Raw genomic sequence first — 13,972 nt, forward strand, 5'->3', positions numbered from 1 at the left:
CATGTTGAGCCGCAGGATCTCCGGAGCAAAGCTTCGGCGCGTCCGCGAAGACAGGTGCCTCAAGGTCACCGATCTCGCGACCGCCGCCGGGTGCTCGCGATGGAACATCTACAAGATCGAGCAGGGCGAGTGTCAGCCGTCCGCCCAGGTGTATGCCGCACTCAAGACAGCACTCGGCGCGCACGATGCCGACCTGGTCGACGAGACCCAGGACGCGGCATGAGCGACGACGCCCGACAGGCGTATATCCGCCGCATCGTCGACGCCGCGCCGCCGCTGTCCGCCGAGGACGCGCACCGCGTCCGCGCCCTGGTCCCGCTCAAGTCCCGGCTCGCCGCCGAGAGGTCGGTCTCTCGACCTAGGCCCCAGTCGAGGCGCAAGACGGCCGCCTGATCACACAAGAACGGGGCCGCGCCCGGCTCGACCCCGGATCGCGACCCCTCGGCAGACCACACCCAAATCCGAACCTGGAGTGGCAGAACCGTGACCACAGCATCCCAGACCCCCGGGGCACTGCCCCCCGAGGTCCCGTACGTCCCGCCGCAGAGCGAGGTCCTCGCGGCCACGCCGATCGACCCCGAGATCCCGCACCGCCTGCGGTCCCCGTACCCGGAGCCGGAGCAGCCCGAGTGCTGCCTGTGCAGCTCCCGCGAGGGCCGGCTGACCCCGGACCCGAAGGGCCGCCTCTACCCGTCCGGCGCACGCGTCCTCTACTGCGCCAAACATCTGCCCCCGCCCGCGCCGGTGGTGGCCGCCGAGGGCGTCATCGCCGCGGCGATGAAGGCCGGAGCGGCGACGCCGCGCGAGCTCGCGCAGGCCGAGTACGAGACCGGCCTCCTGTTCGACGCGCAGGCCGCTGAGGACATCGCGGCGGCGGCCGCCGAGCAGGCCCACGCCGAGGCCCAGGCGGCGATCGGTGAGCGCGGCCGCCAGCTGGCCGCCTTGGCCGGCGACCACCGCAAGCTCACCGCGGTGATGCGTCTCCTCGAGGGCCGCCCGGGCACGCACCTGTTGACCGTCGCGGAGATCGCCGCGGCCGCCGAGTACGGCACCACCCCGTTCGACTCGGCCCCGATGACGCTGGGGTGGACCGGCGAGGTGAGCATCCCCGGCCCGCGCGACACCCACACCAAGGCCGTCATCGGGTGCATGTCCTCGTACGGCGGTCGCGCGGACCTGGTCGTCGAGGGCGACGCCCGCCGCCGCCTCGCGAGCCAGCTGGCCTTGGAGTTCCGCGACCCGCACGCCCCGTGCGCGACCGCGATGTGCGGCACCGATCACGACCTCGACAGCGGCGACATGTTCGGCTGGTCCCGCCTCGAGGTCGCCTCCGTCGGCGAGGGTGCGCGCTGGTACTGCAGCGACATGTGCGTCATGGACGCCCTCGCCCGCGCCGGCCACGACCTCGCCGCCGCCGACCGGGACGCCGCCGGCAACCCCGGCGAGCAGGACCCCGGTCCGCTGCACGGCGACGACGCCCACTGGGCCGGCCGGATCCGCCTCGCCCAGACCGACGCCGCCGACGGCGAGGACCCGGTCGACGACATGGCGCGGTGCGCGCGGTGCGGCTGCACCGACGCCGCCGCGTGCGAGGGCGGCTGCCACTGGGTGGCGAACCACCAGATGGCCGACCTGTGCAGCCGCTGCGCCAGCCCGGCCGAGCTCGCCGTCGCCACCAGGGGGCTGGAGTGACGGGCATCGAGCGGACCCCGCTGCAGACGATCGAGGGGTTCGAGGCCGCGGCGTTCCGCGCTGCCCACGTCGCCCGGACGCTGCTGGCCGAACACGCCGCGCTGCCGCTGTGGGAGGTGCGCCTCAGCGTCTACGCGCACCCGCGCGCCGAGTTCATGAACGCAGAGCTGGAGATCTCGGTCATGGACGCCGAGCACGTGGCGGCCTGGGCCGGCGCGCTCGGGACGACGGCGGCCGTCAGGTTCCACGACGCCGACGAGGACTCGGGCGCCTTCGAGTTCCACAGCGCCAAGGTCGCCCGCGACGGCGTGAAGGTGTCCGTCTCCGGGACCCGCCTGCTGAGCGCCGACGAGCAGGACCCCGGCCCGCTGCACGGCGACGACGCCCACTGGGCCGCCCGGATCACCCTCGCCGAGACCGAGGCGACCGAGCAGGGGACCGAGGACGAGCGGGGCGACGCCGAGGGCGGTGCCGCGTGATCTCGCCGCTGGACACCTACCTGGGGTGGGACAAGCCGGAGCACTTCACCGGCTGCAGGCGGCCCGCCTGGGACGTCGGCACGCGTACCGAGCGGGACGAGTTCCGGCGCGGCGGGGGCGATCCCCAGCGCCGGCACTCCTGCCCGGACGAGAACTGCGGCCACGGCCCCCGCTACGACAAGCTCACCGTGCGCCTGGTGTGCCACTCCTGCGGATCGGCGTACGTCATCAGCGGCGAGCAGACCGGCACCGACACCCGCACTGCTGCGACCACCACCGCCGCCCTCGGCTACGGCCTGCCCCCGCGTCAGACCGCCGGCCTCCTGCTGTGGGCCGGCCACCCGTGGCTCGGCGGCGACGGCTGGGGCGACGAACTGCGAGGCGGCGAGCTGCACGACTTCGTCGTGACCCGTCCCAAGGTGAAGGCCGTCACGCAGGACGTCGTGGTCGGTCAGATCACGCAGTCCCGCGGCGGGCGCGGTGGCGTCGTGTGGACGGCACTCGCGGTGCCAGACCCGCAGGGCCAGTTCGGGTACGGGCAGTACCTGCGGTGGGCGCACGCCAACGACGGGCGCGGCCGCGGCGGTTCGCCGCTGCGCTCGGTCGTGGCGGCCGCCCGCTGGATCGGCGCCCGCCTCGCCGAGCAGAAGCCGACCGCTGAGCTCGCTGCCGGCGGTGCGCGGTGACCGCCATCGAGGAGCGGGCGGCGGGCGTGTCCGGGCAGAGCATCCACGACAGCGGCCGGCTGTCTGTGGACGGAGCCACCCGGGCCACCCTGCCGCACCTGCCCTACGCCGACGCCGTCGACCGCGCCCTCGCCGCGATGGAGTTCCTCCCGGACACCATCGAGACCGGCATGCGCAAGGAACCCGGGCCGTCCGGACAGCGCGAGTTGTTCTTACGGCTGGAGTGGCTGCCCGGCCACGACGACCTCGTCCCCGACGCCATATGCGCGAGCGGTCTGGTCGTGCAGTGGTCGCACCTGGCCGGCTGGTCGGCCCGGGCCGATGACGACCTGGTCGCCCTCGCCATCGCCGACCTCGCCAACCCGGCTCTCGTCGCCGACGCCGCGATGCACGCCGCCTTGCACGGTCTGCGCTGCGCCTGCGAGAAGCCCGACGCCGACGGCCGGTGGGAGCAGGCCGTGTACCTCGACATCGCCCTGGTCGCCTACGACGAACGCGTGGACGGGGTGGCCGAATGATGTGGCTCGTCCTGCTCTGCGCGGTCCTCGCCGCTCTCGTGGCCCTCGCCGCCGACGACACCCGTTGGGGGCACCGCCGCCTGCCTCCGGTGACCCAGCGGCGGCCGCAAGCGCCGAGCCTGCCGCAGGCCGGGCCCGGGCCGTGGCACCCCGGCCTGCACCTGCAGCGCGGCCGCCGCGTCCGCGCTGCCCGCGCCCGCCGCCGACAGCAGCCCTGACCCACCGCCCCGCCCAGTCCCCGGGCGGGCGGCACGTGCCCTCACAACCGTCCCGCCCGCCCGGCCACCACCACACCGAAGGACACCATGCACCGCCCCGTCGTACACCGTCGCGACCCGCGACTCGAGATCATCACCGAGGCCATCGAGCGCCTCATCCCCGGCGCCACGCCCGCCTTCCTCCTCGTCACCGTTGTCGAGCAGCTGCCCGGCACGGGCGAGACGAGGGTGAACACCTGGAGCGGCAAGCCCGAGGGCCTGGCCACCAAGGTGTTCACCGCCCTGTACGGCCGCCCCCGCACCGAGGAGCCGCGCTCACCGCTCGTCCAGGCCGATGACGCCAGGCGTGCCGGGGACCTGGACGGCGAGACGCGCGCACTCATGGCGGCCGGTATCGGGCTGGAGTCCGCGCCCTGGCAGCCGGCCCGTCCCGGCGACCTGGTCCACCTGCACTACCCGGCCTCCGGCGACGTCCCCCAGTTCGGGGAGACGTACATCGTCGGCGACGCCGGCGACGGCCTGCTGAGCCTGCAGCTCCTCGCCCACACGCTGCCCGCCACCGAGGACGTGGACGGCATGACCGGCTGCTTCGCCTCCGACGCCTCCGACCAGCCGCTGTACGAGCTGTGGTTCGAGGCGGGCCCGCACCTGCTGACCATCGTCCGCGACGGCCGCCCCGTCCACGTCGGGGGCGCCCGATGACCTACAACCTCGCCCCCGACAACGCGCCCTGGTTCGAGCACCTCACGGACAGCGTCGACGCCCTCGGCAACGCCGCCCGCGAATGGGGGCTCGCGCACCGGACGGCCGAGCTCGCGTACGAGCAGAGCGACCCGATGCGGCGGATCCTGCACGACGGCAAGGTGACCGGGCAGCCGGGCCCGGAAGCGGTCGGCTGGAACGCGAAGCCGTTCACCCGCTCCCCGCACTCCAAAGCCGTCTACGCCCTGCACAGCCTCTACACGGAGGCCATGTACCGGGCGCGCGCCGAGTACGAGCACGCCGCCCTGCTGTATGCCTCCGGCGCGGCGTGGGCGGTGTGCCGGGTGCGCGCCGGCGAGCAGCCCGCCCGCGTCGTCTTCGGCGTCGACGACGAAGGGGACAACGGTCAGCGCGACCTGGTGCCCGGAGACTTCGGCGTCGACGTCGACGCCTTCGAGGCCGACCGCTACAGCAACGCCCGCAAGCTGCAGGCCGTCTACGACCGGCTGTTGGAGTGCCTCGCCGCGGGCCGGTACGCCGAGGACATCGGCGACCAGGAGCGCGTCACCGAGCAGGAGGACGCCGAGGCGGCCGAGTGCTGGGCGATCGCCGAGGGCACCGCGGACGCTGCCTACGCGTACGGCAATCTCCTGCGCCAGGCCCTCGGGTTCGTCCTGCTCGGCCCGCGCCAGGAGCACCGCAAGCAGCTCGCGGCGGCCGCCGAGGCCGCTACGGCTGCCGGGTCTGCGCCGTCTTCGGAGGTGGCGCAGTGACGCGCACGGACCGGCGCACGCTGGTGCGCCAGCTAAGCGAGCAGGGCCTGACCCGGCGCGCGATCGCCGAGCGCCTCGGTGTCAGCAAGGACACGGTGCGCCGCGACCTGGAGGCGATCGCGCGCGAGGACGAGCCGGACGGTGCGCCGCACGATGCGCCGGACGAACCGGATGCGCCGCAGGTCAGCGACCCGGACGAGCCGGACGGTGCGCCGCAGGATGCGCCACCGGCTGAGCCGGACAGCGACGACGAGCCGAATGACGCTGCGCCGGATGCGCCGGCCGAGCCGGTGGCGCAGCTCCCGCGCCGGGTGTCGCCCCAGCGCCTCGAGATCGACCTGCGCCAGTGGCCCGCGCTGCGCCGGGACCTGGCGGTCCTGGCGTCGACCGGCCTCGCCCTCGAGGAGGCGATCGCGCAGGCCGTCGGTGTGCTCGCGGCCGGCTACAGGCAGGGCCTCGCCCAGCGCCGGATCGTGCCCGGCCCGTTCGTCGTGCGGGGCATGACGGTTGGCCCGCTGCAGCCCGCCCGGCTCGTCCCCCGCAGGCCCGCCCCGCCCGAGGGCGCCTGAGAACCGGTCCGGCCGCCCGGCCGCTCACCCACCCCGCGAGGGGCGGCCGGACCACCCACCCACCTATCCCGTTCGGAGGCCGCTCGTGTACCGCATCTGGCTCCTGCTGACCGTGGCGCTGCTGGTCGCGTTCCTCGGCCTCGCCCCGCGGGCGTCCGATCCGCAGCCGGAGCCGCGCCCGGGCGCGGCCGCGGCTGCGGCCGTCGAGGGCTGAGCGCCGGTGGCCGGCCGCTGGCCGCCCGCCGAGCTGTTCGGCCTGCACGTCGACCTCGGCGACTACCACACCAAGCGCGCCGTGTGGCTCGCGCTGCCGGCCGCCGCGTTCACGTGCCGCTGGGGCTGCGAGCACACCGCGGTCGGCGCGGCCGACGTCGCCGACCTCACCCAGTCCATCGCCGACAGACACGCCCGGACCTGCCCCGGGCCACCGAAGGAGACACCTTGACGACCAGAGACACCACGCCCACCCCCTCCGCACCGCGCTGCGGGACTCCCGTCCCCGGCGGTCGGTGCACGGCGCCCGCCGACGGCCCGGCCGCGGCGGCCGCCGTCCCGACCCGGGAGCCGTTCGACCGCCACCAGTGGGAGCGCGCGGTCATCACCTCGAGCCTGCACCACAACCCCCGTCACGTCGCTCTGCTGCTCGCCCACTTCGCCGACGACGCCGGATACCTGCCCCCGGGCGGCCCGCAGCACGTCGACTCGCTCACCGCGTCGACGGGCCTGACCAGCCGGCTCGTCCGCCAGAGCCTCACCCACCTCGAGGCGTACGGGTTCGTCTCCCGCCCCCCCATCCACGGCTGGGACCCGCGCAAGGGCGTGCGCCCGCTCACCCTCACCACGCCGCCCGCCCGGGTCGCCCTTTCCACGCCGCCCGCCCGGGTCGCCCTTTCCATGCCGCCCGCCCGGCCCGGGTCGGCGGCCGCCGAGGGCGCGGCGCGCACCGAGCCGGCCCATCCCGGCGAGACGCGGTGACCGGCGTCGCGGGGCAGTTACCGCTGCTGCCCGCCGACCCGCCCCGCTGGGGAGGCCCCGCCGCGGTGCCCGCCGGCCCGATCAAGACCCGTAACCGGATCGAGTTCGCCGTCCGCTGCGACGGCGAGACCGGCTGCGGCATGGTCCACCGCCACATCAGCCCCGGCGTGCGCACCGCCCCGTGCGGCGCCACCTACACCGTCCCCGACCCCGACGACCCCGCCCCCGACACGAGCTAGGACACCGTGACCCGCCAGCCCGAGGCCTGCGCCGAGCCCCGCCACAGCCGTGGCGGGGCCGGTGGCGCGGCCCCGGCCCGGGCCACGCCAGGGCAGTCGCCGGTGTGGGAGCGGCGGCCGGTCAGCGGGCGTGCGCTGCGCCTCCTCCTGGACGGCGACGACGCGGGCCGCTACACCGGCCGCGACGACGCTGACTCCGGCTACCGGCTCACGATGGCGCTCGCCGTGGCGTGCTCGCAGCCCGGCCGCGAGTGGGCGCCGGCCGACTTCCACCAGGCGCTGATCTACACCCCCACGCGCGGCGGCTGGTGGGCGCGCCGCCTGCGTGAGCGCAAAGGCGCCGAGCACGCCGAGCGCAAACTCACCGCGATGCTGGCCAAGGCCCGCGCCTTCGTCGGCGGCACGGACGCGGTGACCGACCGCCAGGACGCCTTCGAGAAGATCACCGAAGTGCGCCGCGCGGTGGAAACCCTCGCCTGGCCCGCACGCGGCGGGAAAGCGGTCGACCAGAAGAACCTCGCCGCCCGGCTGCGCCTCGCCGAGGCGGCCGGCGGCCTCGACCACCTCAGCGCGGTACGGCCGCTCGCCGAGCAGATGGGCTGCGCCCGCTCCACGGCCGAGGCCAGCAACGCCCGCCTCGCCCGCGACGGCTGGCTCGTCCTGCTGGAAGCCGGAACCGGCCGCGAGCGCCCCTCACGCTGGCGCCTCGCGATCCCCCCGCACGTCCGCGAGCTCCTCACGCGTGCAGTTCCGGGACAGGCCCTGCCCCCCCAAGGCCAGCAGCTGGCGACTGTCCCGGACGCGCACACCGCCCCGAACCCCACAGGCGTCAGCCGTGCCACAGCCGCTGCCGTCCACGACGGCGACGGCACGGCGGTCGACACCGCCGCCCTGGCGTCGGTGATGGCCCACGACGCCTGCCACCACTGGGCCCACGGCACCAGCGGCGCCCGCATCCTGGCCTGCCTCGACCCCGCCGAAGGCCTCGCCGCCGCCCAGATCCGCGATGCCACCGCCCTGCACCGCACCACCGTCGCCCGCCGCCTCGAGCGCCTGACCGCCGACGGACTCGTCCTCGAGCGCGAGGGCCTGTACTACCTCGCCCCCGAACTCGCCGGCCACGTCCGCCTGCACCCCGACGAAGCCCTCCTCACCCGTGCCGCCGACCGGCGCGGCACCACCGGCCTCACGGCCCGCCGCCGCCACCGGCACGCCCACGAACGCGCCGTCTATGAGCGCTACCTGGAAGAACGCGCCCAGCATCGGGCCGGGCCCGGGCCGCGGCTGCGGCTGGTCCCCGAAGGGGTCCTCAACCCCGACACCGGCGAGCTCCTCGATGAGCGCTGGCACGGCTGGGACCTGTCCGACCCCCACCGCCCCACCTGGCACGACAACCCCGCCCACGGCCCCACGGCCCCCGGCCACGCCGCATGCGCCTGACCCCGCACCGATCACCGCCTGACCGCCCGGAAGGACCCGCCTCATGGACCACGACGACGTCAGCCCCGCCGCGCTCAGCCTCCTGCACGGCTTCAACGAGGTGGACCTGGCCGAGATGCTCGCCGCTGCCCAGGCCGAGCTCATGAAACCCGGCCGCTGCCCCCAGTGCCCCCACTGCGCCGACAGCCGCACCAGCTGAAAAGGAGCCGACCCCGTGTACGACCGCCCCGCCCCCCGCCGCACCACCACCGGCTACGGCCGTTGCGACGACTGCGGCCGCAGCGTCCTGTACGCCCTCACGACCAAGCACCGCAAGATCATCCCCGTCGACCCGCCCGAAGACCGCGACGGCAACCAGGCCGTCAGCATCCGCGACACCACGTACTGGACCCGCCAGCTGTCCAAGGACCGCCCGGGCCTCGAGCCCGGCGAGACCCTGCGCCGCCCCCACTTCGCCACCTGCCCCGTCGCCCTCGCCCGGGCCGCGGCGGCCGCCCGCGCGGCCGCCGCCCGCCGCACCGCCGGCCGCGCCACCACCGGCGTACGCCCCGTCCGGTGGCAGTGGTGAGCCCCCGCGGCGCCAGCCTCCAGCAGATCGCCGACATGCTCCGCGACGGCGCCACCTACCTGCAGGTCAAGGAGCAGCTGCACGTCAGCAGCAGGGCGATCAAGGAGGCACGCGAGGCGTACGGGGTCCCCGTGTCACCCCGCGCGATCGACGAACTCCCACCCGAGCAGCAGCGCGCCGCGATCACAGCGCGCTACCCGCGCGTGGCCGCCATGCTCCGTGAGGGCACCACCCCCCGCCAGATCATGGCCGCCGGCATAGCGTCGCGCAGCACCGTCTACAAGGTCCGCGCCGTCCTGCAGACGCCCGGCGAGCGCCGCGCCGGCACCGTCGCCGAGGCCCTTGCCCGCTACACCGAGCCGACCAGCGACGGACACGCCCGCTGGACCGGGCCCACCACCCGCGCCGACGGCACCGGCCAGCCCCGCCTCTGGGCACACAACCGCCGCCACACCCCACGCCGCGAAGCCTTCCGCGCCCACCACCACCGCGCCCCCGAAGGCCCCGTCACCGCCACCTGCACCTACCCCGGCTGCATCGCCGGCCCCCACCTCGCCGACGAGCCCATCCGCCAGGCCGCCGCAGAAGACGCACGCCTCAACGCCCAGTTCGACGCCATCTTCGGGACCAATGCCCCATGACCCCGCACCAGGTGTTCACCGTCGCCGCCCTCGGCGGAGCCCTCGGCGTCCTCACCATCGCCGCCATCGCAGCCCTCTCAGCCGCCGCCGGCATCCTCGGCAACAAGGCATTCGAACGCGCGACCGAATGGCGACAGCAGCGACACGACCGACGCCAGCAGGAGCACGACCGGCGCGCGCTGCAGCAGGCCGTACGCGCCGCCGAGGACACCCGCCGCGCGTTCGACGCCATCACCGCCCTTCCCACCCACGACCCCAGGAACCCCCGATGAGCAGCAGTTGCGAGCCCGGATCCTTCTGCCCCGACCACCCCCACGCCCCCTGGTCCTGGCTCCTCGCCGCCGTCGGCATCCTCGGCGTCGCCCTCTTCGCAGCCGCCGCGGTGCTCCTGGCCGCCGCCGGCGCCGCTGGCGTCCGCCGCATCCGCTGGCACGCCACCCGCCACCGGCGCGCCCTCGACCGCGCCGCCGCGGCGATCGCCCGCGTCCGCCACGGCCACGACCGAGGCCCCGACGGCCGATGCGACGCCTGCGGCACCGTCTGGCCCTGCCACCCGCTGTGCCTCCTCGCCGGAGCGCCCTGCAGCCCCGGCTGCGAAGACCGCCACGGCGCACCCCCCGACCCCGCACCCCCCAGACCCCACCAAGAGGTCATGGCGGCCGCCGTCGAGGACTGGTGGCGCACCACCGACCCCGCCGCAGACATCGCCACCGGACCCCACCTCGCCGCCTACGTCGAGATGTACCTGCGCAGCAGCGGCTACTGCATCACCCCCAACCCCTGAAGGAGCCCAGCCCCCATGGCCACATCCCCCGAACGCGACCAGCTCGCCGGCGCGTACGGCACCGCCCGCCGCGTCGTCTCCGGCCGCTTCCTCAACAGCCACCCCGCCGGCCTCGACAGCTGGATCCTCACCGGCCCCCGCTGGCACCCCGTCTGGTACCAGTACAACCTCGGCATCGTCTCCCTCGCGGACACCCCCGGCCTACCCCCGGCCAAGCTGCACCGCCCCGGCGTCACGCACGAACTCACCCTCGTCGCCCTCGACCCCGAGGGCGGCCCCTACGACGCCCGCCACCTCCCCGACGAGCCCCTGCGCTTCCTGACCCCCGTCAACATCGTCGAGCAGGTCACCACCACCGACGCCCGCGCCCGCGAGCTCGCATTCCTGTGCGCCCGCGCCGTCGTCGACGGCCGCCTCTGGCCCGAAACCGGCGACGCCCCCGACCACGTCCGCGCCACCTGGCGCAACTCCATCCACCAGACCCTCACCCACCACGACTAGCCCTCGCGCGCGCGCCTGCGATCACGCGCGCGCAATCGCAGGCGCGCGCGAGACCCCACCACCCCTACCCGCCAGTACACATGGCCCCGAACCCGGGGCCGGAAAGAACGATCATGAAGCGATTCGGAGCCGACACCGACGGGAACCTGGTCTGCCTCGCGTGCGACCACCCGCGAGAGGCCGGCCACTACCTCTGCCGTACCTGCTGGCGCGCGCTCCCGGCCCGGGCCCGTGCGTCCCTCACCCGGCGGGACCGCCTCGCCCTGCCACGCCTGCGCGAGCTCATCGACCAGCTGCGCGACGGAACGCCCCTCGACAAGATCGAGGTCACCCCGTGATCAAGGCCCGCCTGCGCGGCCGCACCGGTGCGCCCGTCGTCCTCCTCGGACTCTCCGGCGAGAACGTCACCCGCCTCATGGCCGACGAGCCCATCAAGGTCGACCTCGCCGAGCTCGGCATCCCCGGTCTGACCATCGCCCTCATCGCCGGCCGCACCGAAGCCGACATCGTCGCCCGCCTCGAACAGCACTACGGCCCGCTCCCCTTCACCTGCCCCCGCTGCCGCAAGACCTCCCACCACCCCGACGACAAGCGCTACGGCTACTGCGCCAACTGCCACGCCTACACCGGAGCACCCACCCCATGACCGACGCCATCTGGATCCGCTCGACCGTCCACCCCGAGACCCGCAAGGCGGCCTGCCTCCTCACCTGGGGCAGTGCCGGCACCGCCCTGCTCACCCCTGAGGCCGCCCTGGCCACCGCGCGCGACCTGACCGCCGCGGCGGCGGCCGCCGAGGCCGACGTGGCTCTCATCCGCTCCCTGCGCGAGGACGTCCACGCCGACGACGCCGTCGTCCGCGGCCTCCTCGAGGCCGTACGCGCCCGTCGGCCCGTGCCCACCGCCGCCCGGCCCGCGCTGCGCATCCACGCCGTCGCCGGAGCCAAGACCGGCAAGCCCCTGGTCCACATCGGCCGAGGCTCCCTCAAGGCCGAACTCGACCCCGACGAGGCCCGGCAGATGGCCGGCCACTGGACCGAGGCCGCCGTCGCCGCGCAGATCGACGCCCGTCTGCGCTACGTCCTCGGCGAGCACCCCAGTCTCACCGCCGGCGACGTCAACGCGATCTTCGAGCAGCTGCAGGGCGTGCAGCGATGACCGCGTGCACCGTCTGCCCCCGCACCGCGCCCGACGGGCAGCGCCTGTGCCCGCTGTGCGCCGACGACGTCCGCGGCTGGCTCGCCGAGCTCCCCGGACAGGCCGAGCTCCTGGCCGCCGAGTTCCTCACCCCCGGCGCCGCCCCGCGGCAGGGGCGCATCGGCGGGACCGGCCGCGCCCACTCGCCCGTGCCCGTCGACCTCCGCGTCCTGGTCCTCCTCGCCCCCGGCCACCCCGGCCCCGTCGGCGACCCCCACGACGACACCGACCCCAGCGTCCCCATCCATGCGTTCCTCGCCGGATGGGCCGGCCACATTGCCTACACCTACCCCGCCGTCTACCGCGACCGCCACGGCACCGCCCACACCCAGCCCTGCGACCAGGCTTGGCCCGACGACGGCACCACCATCACCGCCTGGTGCACGTGGCTCACCGCCTACCTTCCCTACACCCTCACCCTCCCGGCCGCCGCAGGCCTGCACGAGCAACTCGGCGACCTCGTCCACCGCATCCGCGGACTCACCCACACCGAACCCCGCACCCACCCGCTCCACGCGCCCTGCCCCCGATGCGACGCGTACGCCCTCGCCCGCACCGACGGCCGATGGCACATCCACTGCACCGCCTGCCGCCTCACCCTCACACCCGACGACTACGACCAGCACGCCGACACGTACCGGAGCACCCTCCAGGACAAGACCGCACGCGCGTTCGAGCTGGACAAGATCGCCACCTAGCGTCACACTCGTGCCAGCACCACACGTGTGCCCACCGAGCAACAGCCCCGCCCACCAGCGGGGCTTTCGCATGACAGGGGGGCGACCATGGACGTCACACCCCCGCGCTACACCACCGCTCAGGCCGCCGAGCACGCCACACACTGGCGACGCCTGGTCTCCGCCGGCGCAGCCGCCGTCACCCCCGCCACCATCCGCAAATGGGCCAGCCGCGGCCACCTCACCCCCTGCGGCCTCGACGACCACGGCCACCCCCTCTACGCCCTGCCCGACCTCGCCCGCGCCGAGAAGAAGACCCGCAGCCGCGCCCTGCGCCTCGTCGGCATCGGCGCACCCTGACCCTCGCTGCCCGCGGCCCCGCGGGCGCCCCAACGGCCGCGGAGCGCCCGGGCAGCGGGTCCACACGTCACAGAACAGCCACGCAGCCGCCACACGACGCGTACGCGACGGCATGATGCCCCTCAGCAACCGAACGTCCTTGGGGGGACACGTGAGCGACTACCGCGACGTACAGACAGCCGTACGCGTCGAGAAACTGCGCATCTGGTTCGCCTGGCTCGCCGGCACCATCATCATCCTGATCATCGCCAGAGCCGTGCGGAACCTCGACGTCGTCAACATCATCGTCCAGATCCTCGGCGTGATCGCCTTCGCCCTGCTCAGCGTCACCGCGGTACGCATGATCAACGCCCTCAACCGCAAGGCCGCCGCCAAGCGCAGGGAAGTCCTCGGCGACGACGTGTAAGCCCGGAGGCGCCCGTGACCGGCAACCCCCGCAACGGGCGCCCCTACCGCACCCTCTGCGTTCAGCAACGCAGCCTCGGCCTGCCCTGCTGGATCTGCGGCCATGAGATCGACTACACCCTCACCGGCTACGCCGCACAACGCAGCCGCTGGGCCTTCACCCTCGACCACGCCATCCCGCTCACCCGCGGCGGCGACCTCCTCGACCCCGCCAACGCCCGCAGCGCGCACCGCAAGTGCAACAGCGCCCGCGGCAACCGCACCGCCCTGCCGCAAGCCCGAGCCTCGAGGAGGTGGTGACCGTGGTCGATCTCGGCCCGCTCGACAGCAGCGATCCCCGAGCCCGGCTGCATCGTCGTCAGCCACCGCCGCCGCCACGGTGGTACGAGTACAGCCACACCGCCACCGGCCTTGAATACTGGCTGCGCCTCCTCTTCGGTGAGCCGCGGGAGTTCGTCTACGTCGTGCCGCGCCGCCTCGCCTGCCGCGTCTTCGATCGGCACAACCTCACCTGTGTCGGCAGGATCGATCACCCGAGGAGATGGTGA

The 13,972-nt window shown here is 74.7% G+C and carries 29 protein-coding genes; all 29 read left to right on the top strand.

The window, feature by feature from the left end:
• The first annotated feature begins 1 nt into the window (after nt 1).
• The gene (locus C6376_RS38785) at nt 2-223 is read left to right on the top strand and encodes a helix-turn-helix domain-containing protein (RefSeq protein ID WP_107447765.1); all 222 of its coding nucleotides are present in this window, start codon (nt 2-4) and stop codon (nt 221-223) included.
• Nucleotides 220-393 (top strand): hypothetical protein, encoded by a 174-nt coding sequence (locus C6376_RS44135; protein WP_159083386.1) that lies wholly within the window; start codon nt 220-222, stop codon nt 391-393. The genes C6376_RS38785 and C6376_RS44135 overlap by 4 nt, the downstream gene beginning before the upstream one ends.
• A gap of 90 nt (nt 394-483) precedes the next feature.
• Nucleotides 484-1,692: a hypothetical protein gene (locus tag C6376_RS38790; protein WP_107447767.1), complete on the top strand. Its 1,209-nt coding sequence runs from the start codon at nt 484-486 to the stop codon at nt 1,690-1,692.
• Nucleotides 1,689-2,171 carry a hypothetical protein gene (locus C6376_RS38795; RefSeq protein WP_107447768.1) on the top strand — a complete coding sequence of 161 codons (483 nt, stop codon included), beginning with the start codon at nt 1,689-1,691 and terminating at the stop codon, nt 2,169-2,171. The genes C6376_RS38790 and C6376_RS38795 overlap by 4 nt, the downstream gene beginning before the upstream one ends.
• On the top strand, nt 2,168-2,857 hold the full coding sequence (locus C6376_RS38800) for a hypothetical protein (protein ID WP_107447770.1): 690 nt from the start codon (nt 2,168-2,170) through the stop codon (nt 2,855-2,857). The genes C6376_RS38795 and C6376_RS38800 overlap by 4 nt, the downstream gene beginning before the upstream one ends.
• Complete coding sequence (locus tag C6376_RS38805; RefSeq protein ID WP_107447772.1) at nt 2,854-3,375, top strand: hypothetical protein; 522 nt, start codon at nt 2,854-2,856, stop codon at nt 3,373-3,375. Before C6376_RS38800 ends, C6376_RS38805 begins: the two co-directional genes overlap by 4 nt.
• Entirely contained in the window at nt 3,372-3,593 is a 222-nt protein-coding gene (locus C6376_RS38810) for a hypothetical protein (RefSeq protein ID WP_159083387.1), read from the top strand. The genes C6376_RS38805 and C6376_RS38810 overlap by 4 nt, the downstream gene beginning before the upstream one ends.
• Nucleotides 3,594-3,680: 87 nt before the next feature.
• On the top strand, nt 3,681-4,295 hold the full coding sequence (locus C6376_RS38815) for a hypothetical protein (protein ID WP_107447775.1): 615 nt from the start codon (nt 3,681-3,683) through the stop codon (nt 4,293-4,295).
• Nucleotides 4,292-5,068, top strand: a complete 777-nt coding sequence (locus C6376_RS44140) for a hypothetical protein (protein ID WP_159083388.1) — start codon at nt 4,292-4,294, stop codon at nt 5,066-5,068. Before C6376_RS38815 ends, C6376_RS44140 begins: the two co-directional genes overlap by 4 nt.
• Nucleotides 5,065-5,637: an HTH domain-containing protein gene (locus tag C6376_RS38820; protein ID WP_159083389.1), complete on the top strand. Its 573-nt coding sequence runs from the start codon at nt 5,065-5,067 to the stop codon at nt 5,635-5,637. The genes C6376_RS44140 and C6376_RS38820 overlap by 4 nt, the downstream gene beginning before the upstream one ends.
• A gap of 85 nt (nt 5,638-5,722) precedes the next feature.
• Complete coding sequence (locus C6376_RS46280) at nt 5,723-5,851, top strand: hypothetical protein (RefSeq protein ID WP_301554729.1); 129 nt, start codon at nt 5,723-5,725, stop codon at nt 5,849-5,851.
• Nucleotides 5,852-5,857: 6 nt separating this feature from the next.
• Nucleotides 5,858-6,082, top strand: coding sequence for a hypothetical protein (locus C6376_RS38825; RefSeq protein WP_107447779.1), 225 nt, complete (start codon nt 5,858-5,860; stop codon nt 6,080-6,082).
• The gene (locus C6376_RS38830; protein WP_107447781.1) at nt 6,079-6,612 is read left to right on the top strand and encodes a hypothetical protein; all 534 of its coding nucleotides are present in this window, start codon (nt 6,079-6,081) and stop codon (nt 6,610-6,612) included. The genes C6376_RS38825 and C6376_RS38830 overlap by 4 nt, the downstream gene beginning before the upstream one ends.
• Nucleotides 6,609-6,851 carry a hypothetical protein gene (locus tag C6376_RS38835; RefSeq protein ID WP_107447783.1) on the top strand — a complete coding sequence of 81 codons (243 nt, stop codon included), beginning with the start codon at nt 6,609-6,611 and terminating at the stop codon, nt 6,849-6,851. Before C6376_RS38830 ends, C6376_RS38835 begins: the two co-directional genes overlap by 4 nt.
• A 6-nt stretch (nt 6,852-6,857) precedes the next feature.
• On the top strand, nt 6,858-8,291 hold the full coding sequence (locus C6376_RS38840) for a helix-turn-helix domain-containing protein (protein ID WP_107447785.1): 1,434 nt from the start codon (nt 6,858-6,860) through the stop codon (nt 8,289-8,291).
• A gap of 43 nt (nt 8,292-8,334) precedes the next feature.
• Nucleotides 8,335-8,490, top strand: coding sequence for a hypothetical protein (locus tag C6376_RS44145; RefSeq protein ID WP_159083390.1), 156 nt, complete (start codon nt 8,335-8,337; stop codon nt 8,488-8,490).
• A gap of 15 nt (nt 8,491-8,505) precedes the next feature.
• The gene (locus C6376_RS38845) at nt 8,506-8,859 is read left to right on the top strand and encodes a hypothetical protein (protein ID WP_107447786.1); all 354 of its coding nucleotides are present in this window, start codon (nt 8,506-8,508) and stop codon (nt 8,857-8,859) included.
• Nucleotides 8,847-9,500 (top strand): hypothetical protein, encoded by a 654-nt coding sequence (locus tag C6376_RS38850; RefSeq protein WP_159083391.1) that lies wholly within the window; start codon nt 8,847-8,849, stop codon nt 9,498-9,500. The genes C6376_RS38845 and C6376_RS38850 overlap by 13 nt, the downstream gene beginning before the upstream one ends.
• A complete protein-coding gene (locus C6376_RS38855; protein WP_107447789.1) occupies nt 9,497-9,772 on the top strand; it encodes a hypothetical protein in 276 nt (91 codons plus the stop codon). The genes C6376_RS38850 and C6376_RS38855 overlap by 4 nt, the downstream gene beginning before the upstream one ends.
• Nucleotides 9,769-10,284 (top strand): hypothetical protein, encoded by a 516-nt coding sequence (locus tag C6376_RS38860; RefSeq protein ID WP_107447790.1) that lies wholly within the window; start codon nt 9,769-9,771, stop codon nt 10,282-10,284. The genes C6376_RS38855 and C6376_RS38860 overlap by 4 nt, the downstream gene beginning before the upstream one ends.
• A gap of 15 nt (nt 10,285-10,299) precedes the next feature.
• Nucleotides 10,300-10,785, top strand: coding sequence for a hypothetical protein (locus C6376_RS38865; RefSeq protein ID WP_107447792.1), 486 nt, complete (start codon nt 10,300-10,302; stop codon nt 10,783-10,785).
• 113 nt (nt 10,786-10,898) lie between these two features.
• Nucleotides 10,899-11,123 carry a hypothetical protein gene (locus C6376_RS44150; RefSeq protein ID WP_159083392.1) on the top strand — a complete coding sequence of 75 codons (225 nt, stop codon included), beginning with the start codon at nt 10,899-10,901 and terminating at the stop codon, nt 11,121-11,123.
• Entirely contained in the window at nt 11,120-11,431 is a 312-nt protein-coding gene (locus C6376_RS38870; RefSeq protein ID WP_107447794.1) for a hypothetical protein, read from the top strand. Before C6376_RS44150 ends, C6376_RS38870 begins: the two co-directional genes overlap by 4 nt.
• Nucleotides 11,428-11,943 carry a hypothetical protein gene (locus C6376_RS38875; RefSeq protein WP_107447796.1) on the top strand — a complete coding sequence of 172 codons (516 nt, stop codon included), beginning with the start codon at nt 11,428-11,430 and terminating at the stop codon, nt 11,941-11,943. Before C6376_RS38870 ends, C6376_RS38875 begins: the two co-directional genes overlap by 4 nt.
• Nucleotides 11,940-12,680, top strand: a complete 741-nt coding sequence (locus C6376_RS38880; RefSeq protein WP_107447797.1) for a hypothetical protein — start codon at nt 11,940-11,942, stop codon at nt 12,678-12,680. Before C6376_RS38875 ends, C6376_RS38880 begins: the two co-directional genes overlap by 4 nt.
• Nucleotides 12,681-12,767: 87 nt before the next feature.
• The gene (locus C6376_RS38885; protein ID WP_107447799.1) at nt 12,768-13,019 is read left to right on the top strand and encodes a MerR family transcriptional regulator; all 252 of its coding nucleotides are present in this window, start codon (nt 12,768-12,770) and stop codon (nt 13,017-13,019) included.
• A gap of 151 nt (nt 13,020-13,170) precedes the next feature.
• The gene (locus C6376_RS38890) at nt 13,171-13,425 is read left to right on the top strand and encodes a hypothetical protein (RefSeq protein WP_107447801.1); all 255 of its coding nucleotides are present in this window, start codon (nt 13,171-13,173) and stop codon (nt 13,423-13,425) included.
• A 14-nt stretch (nt 13,426-13,439) separates the two neighbouring features.
• Nucleotides 13,440-13,724, top strand: coding sequence for an HNH endonuclease (locus C6376_RS38895; protein ID WP_107447803.1), 285 nt, complete (start codon nt 13,440-13,442; stop codon nt 13,722-13,724).
• On the top strand, nt 13,721-13,972 hold the full coding sequence (locus C6376_RS38900) for a hypothetical protein (protein WP_107447805.1): 252 nt from the start codon (nt 13,721-13,723) through the stop codon (nt 13,970-13,972). The genes C6376_RS38895 and C6376_RS38900 overlap by 4 nt, the downstream gene beginning before the upstream one ends.

The organism is Streptomyces sp. P3 (assembly GCF_003032475.1).
In the GTDB taxonomy this organism is placed as follows: domain Bacteria; phylum Actinomycetota; class Actinomycetes; order Streptomycetales; family Streptomycetaceae; genus Streptomyces.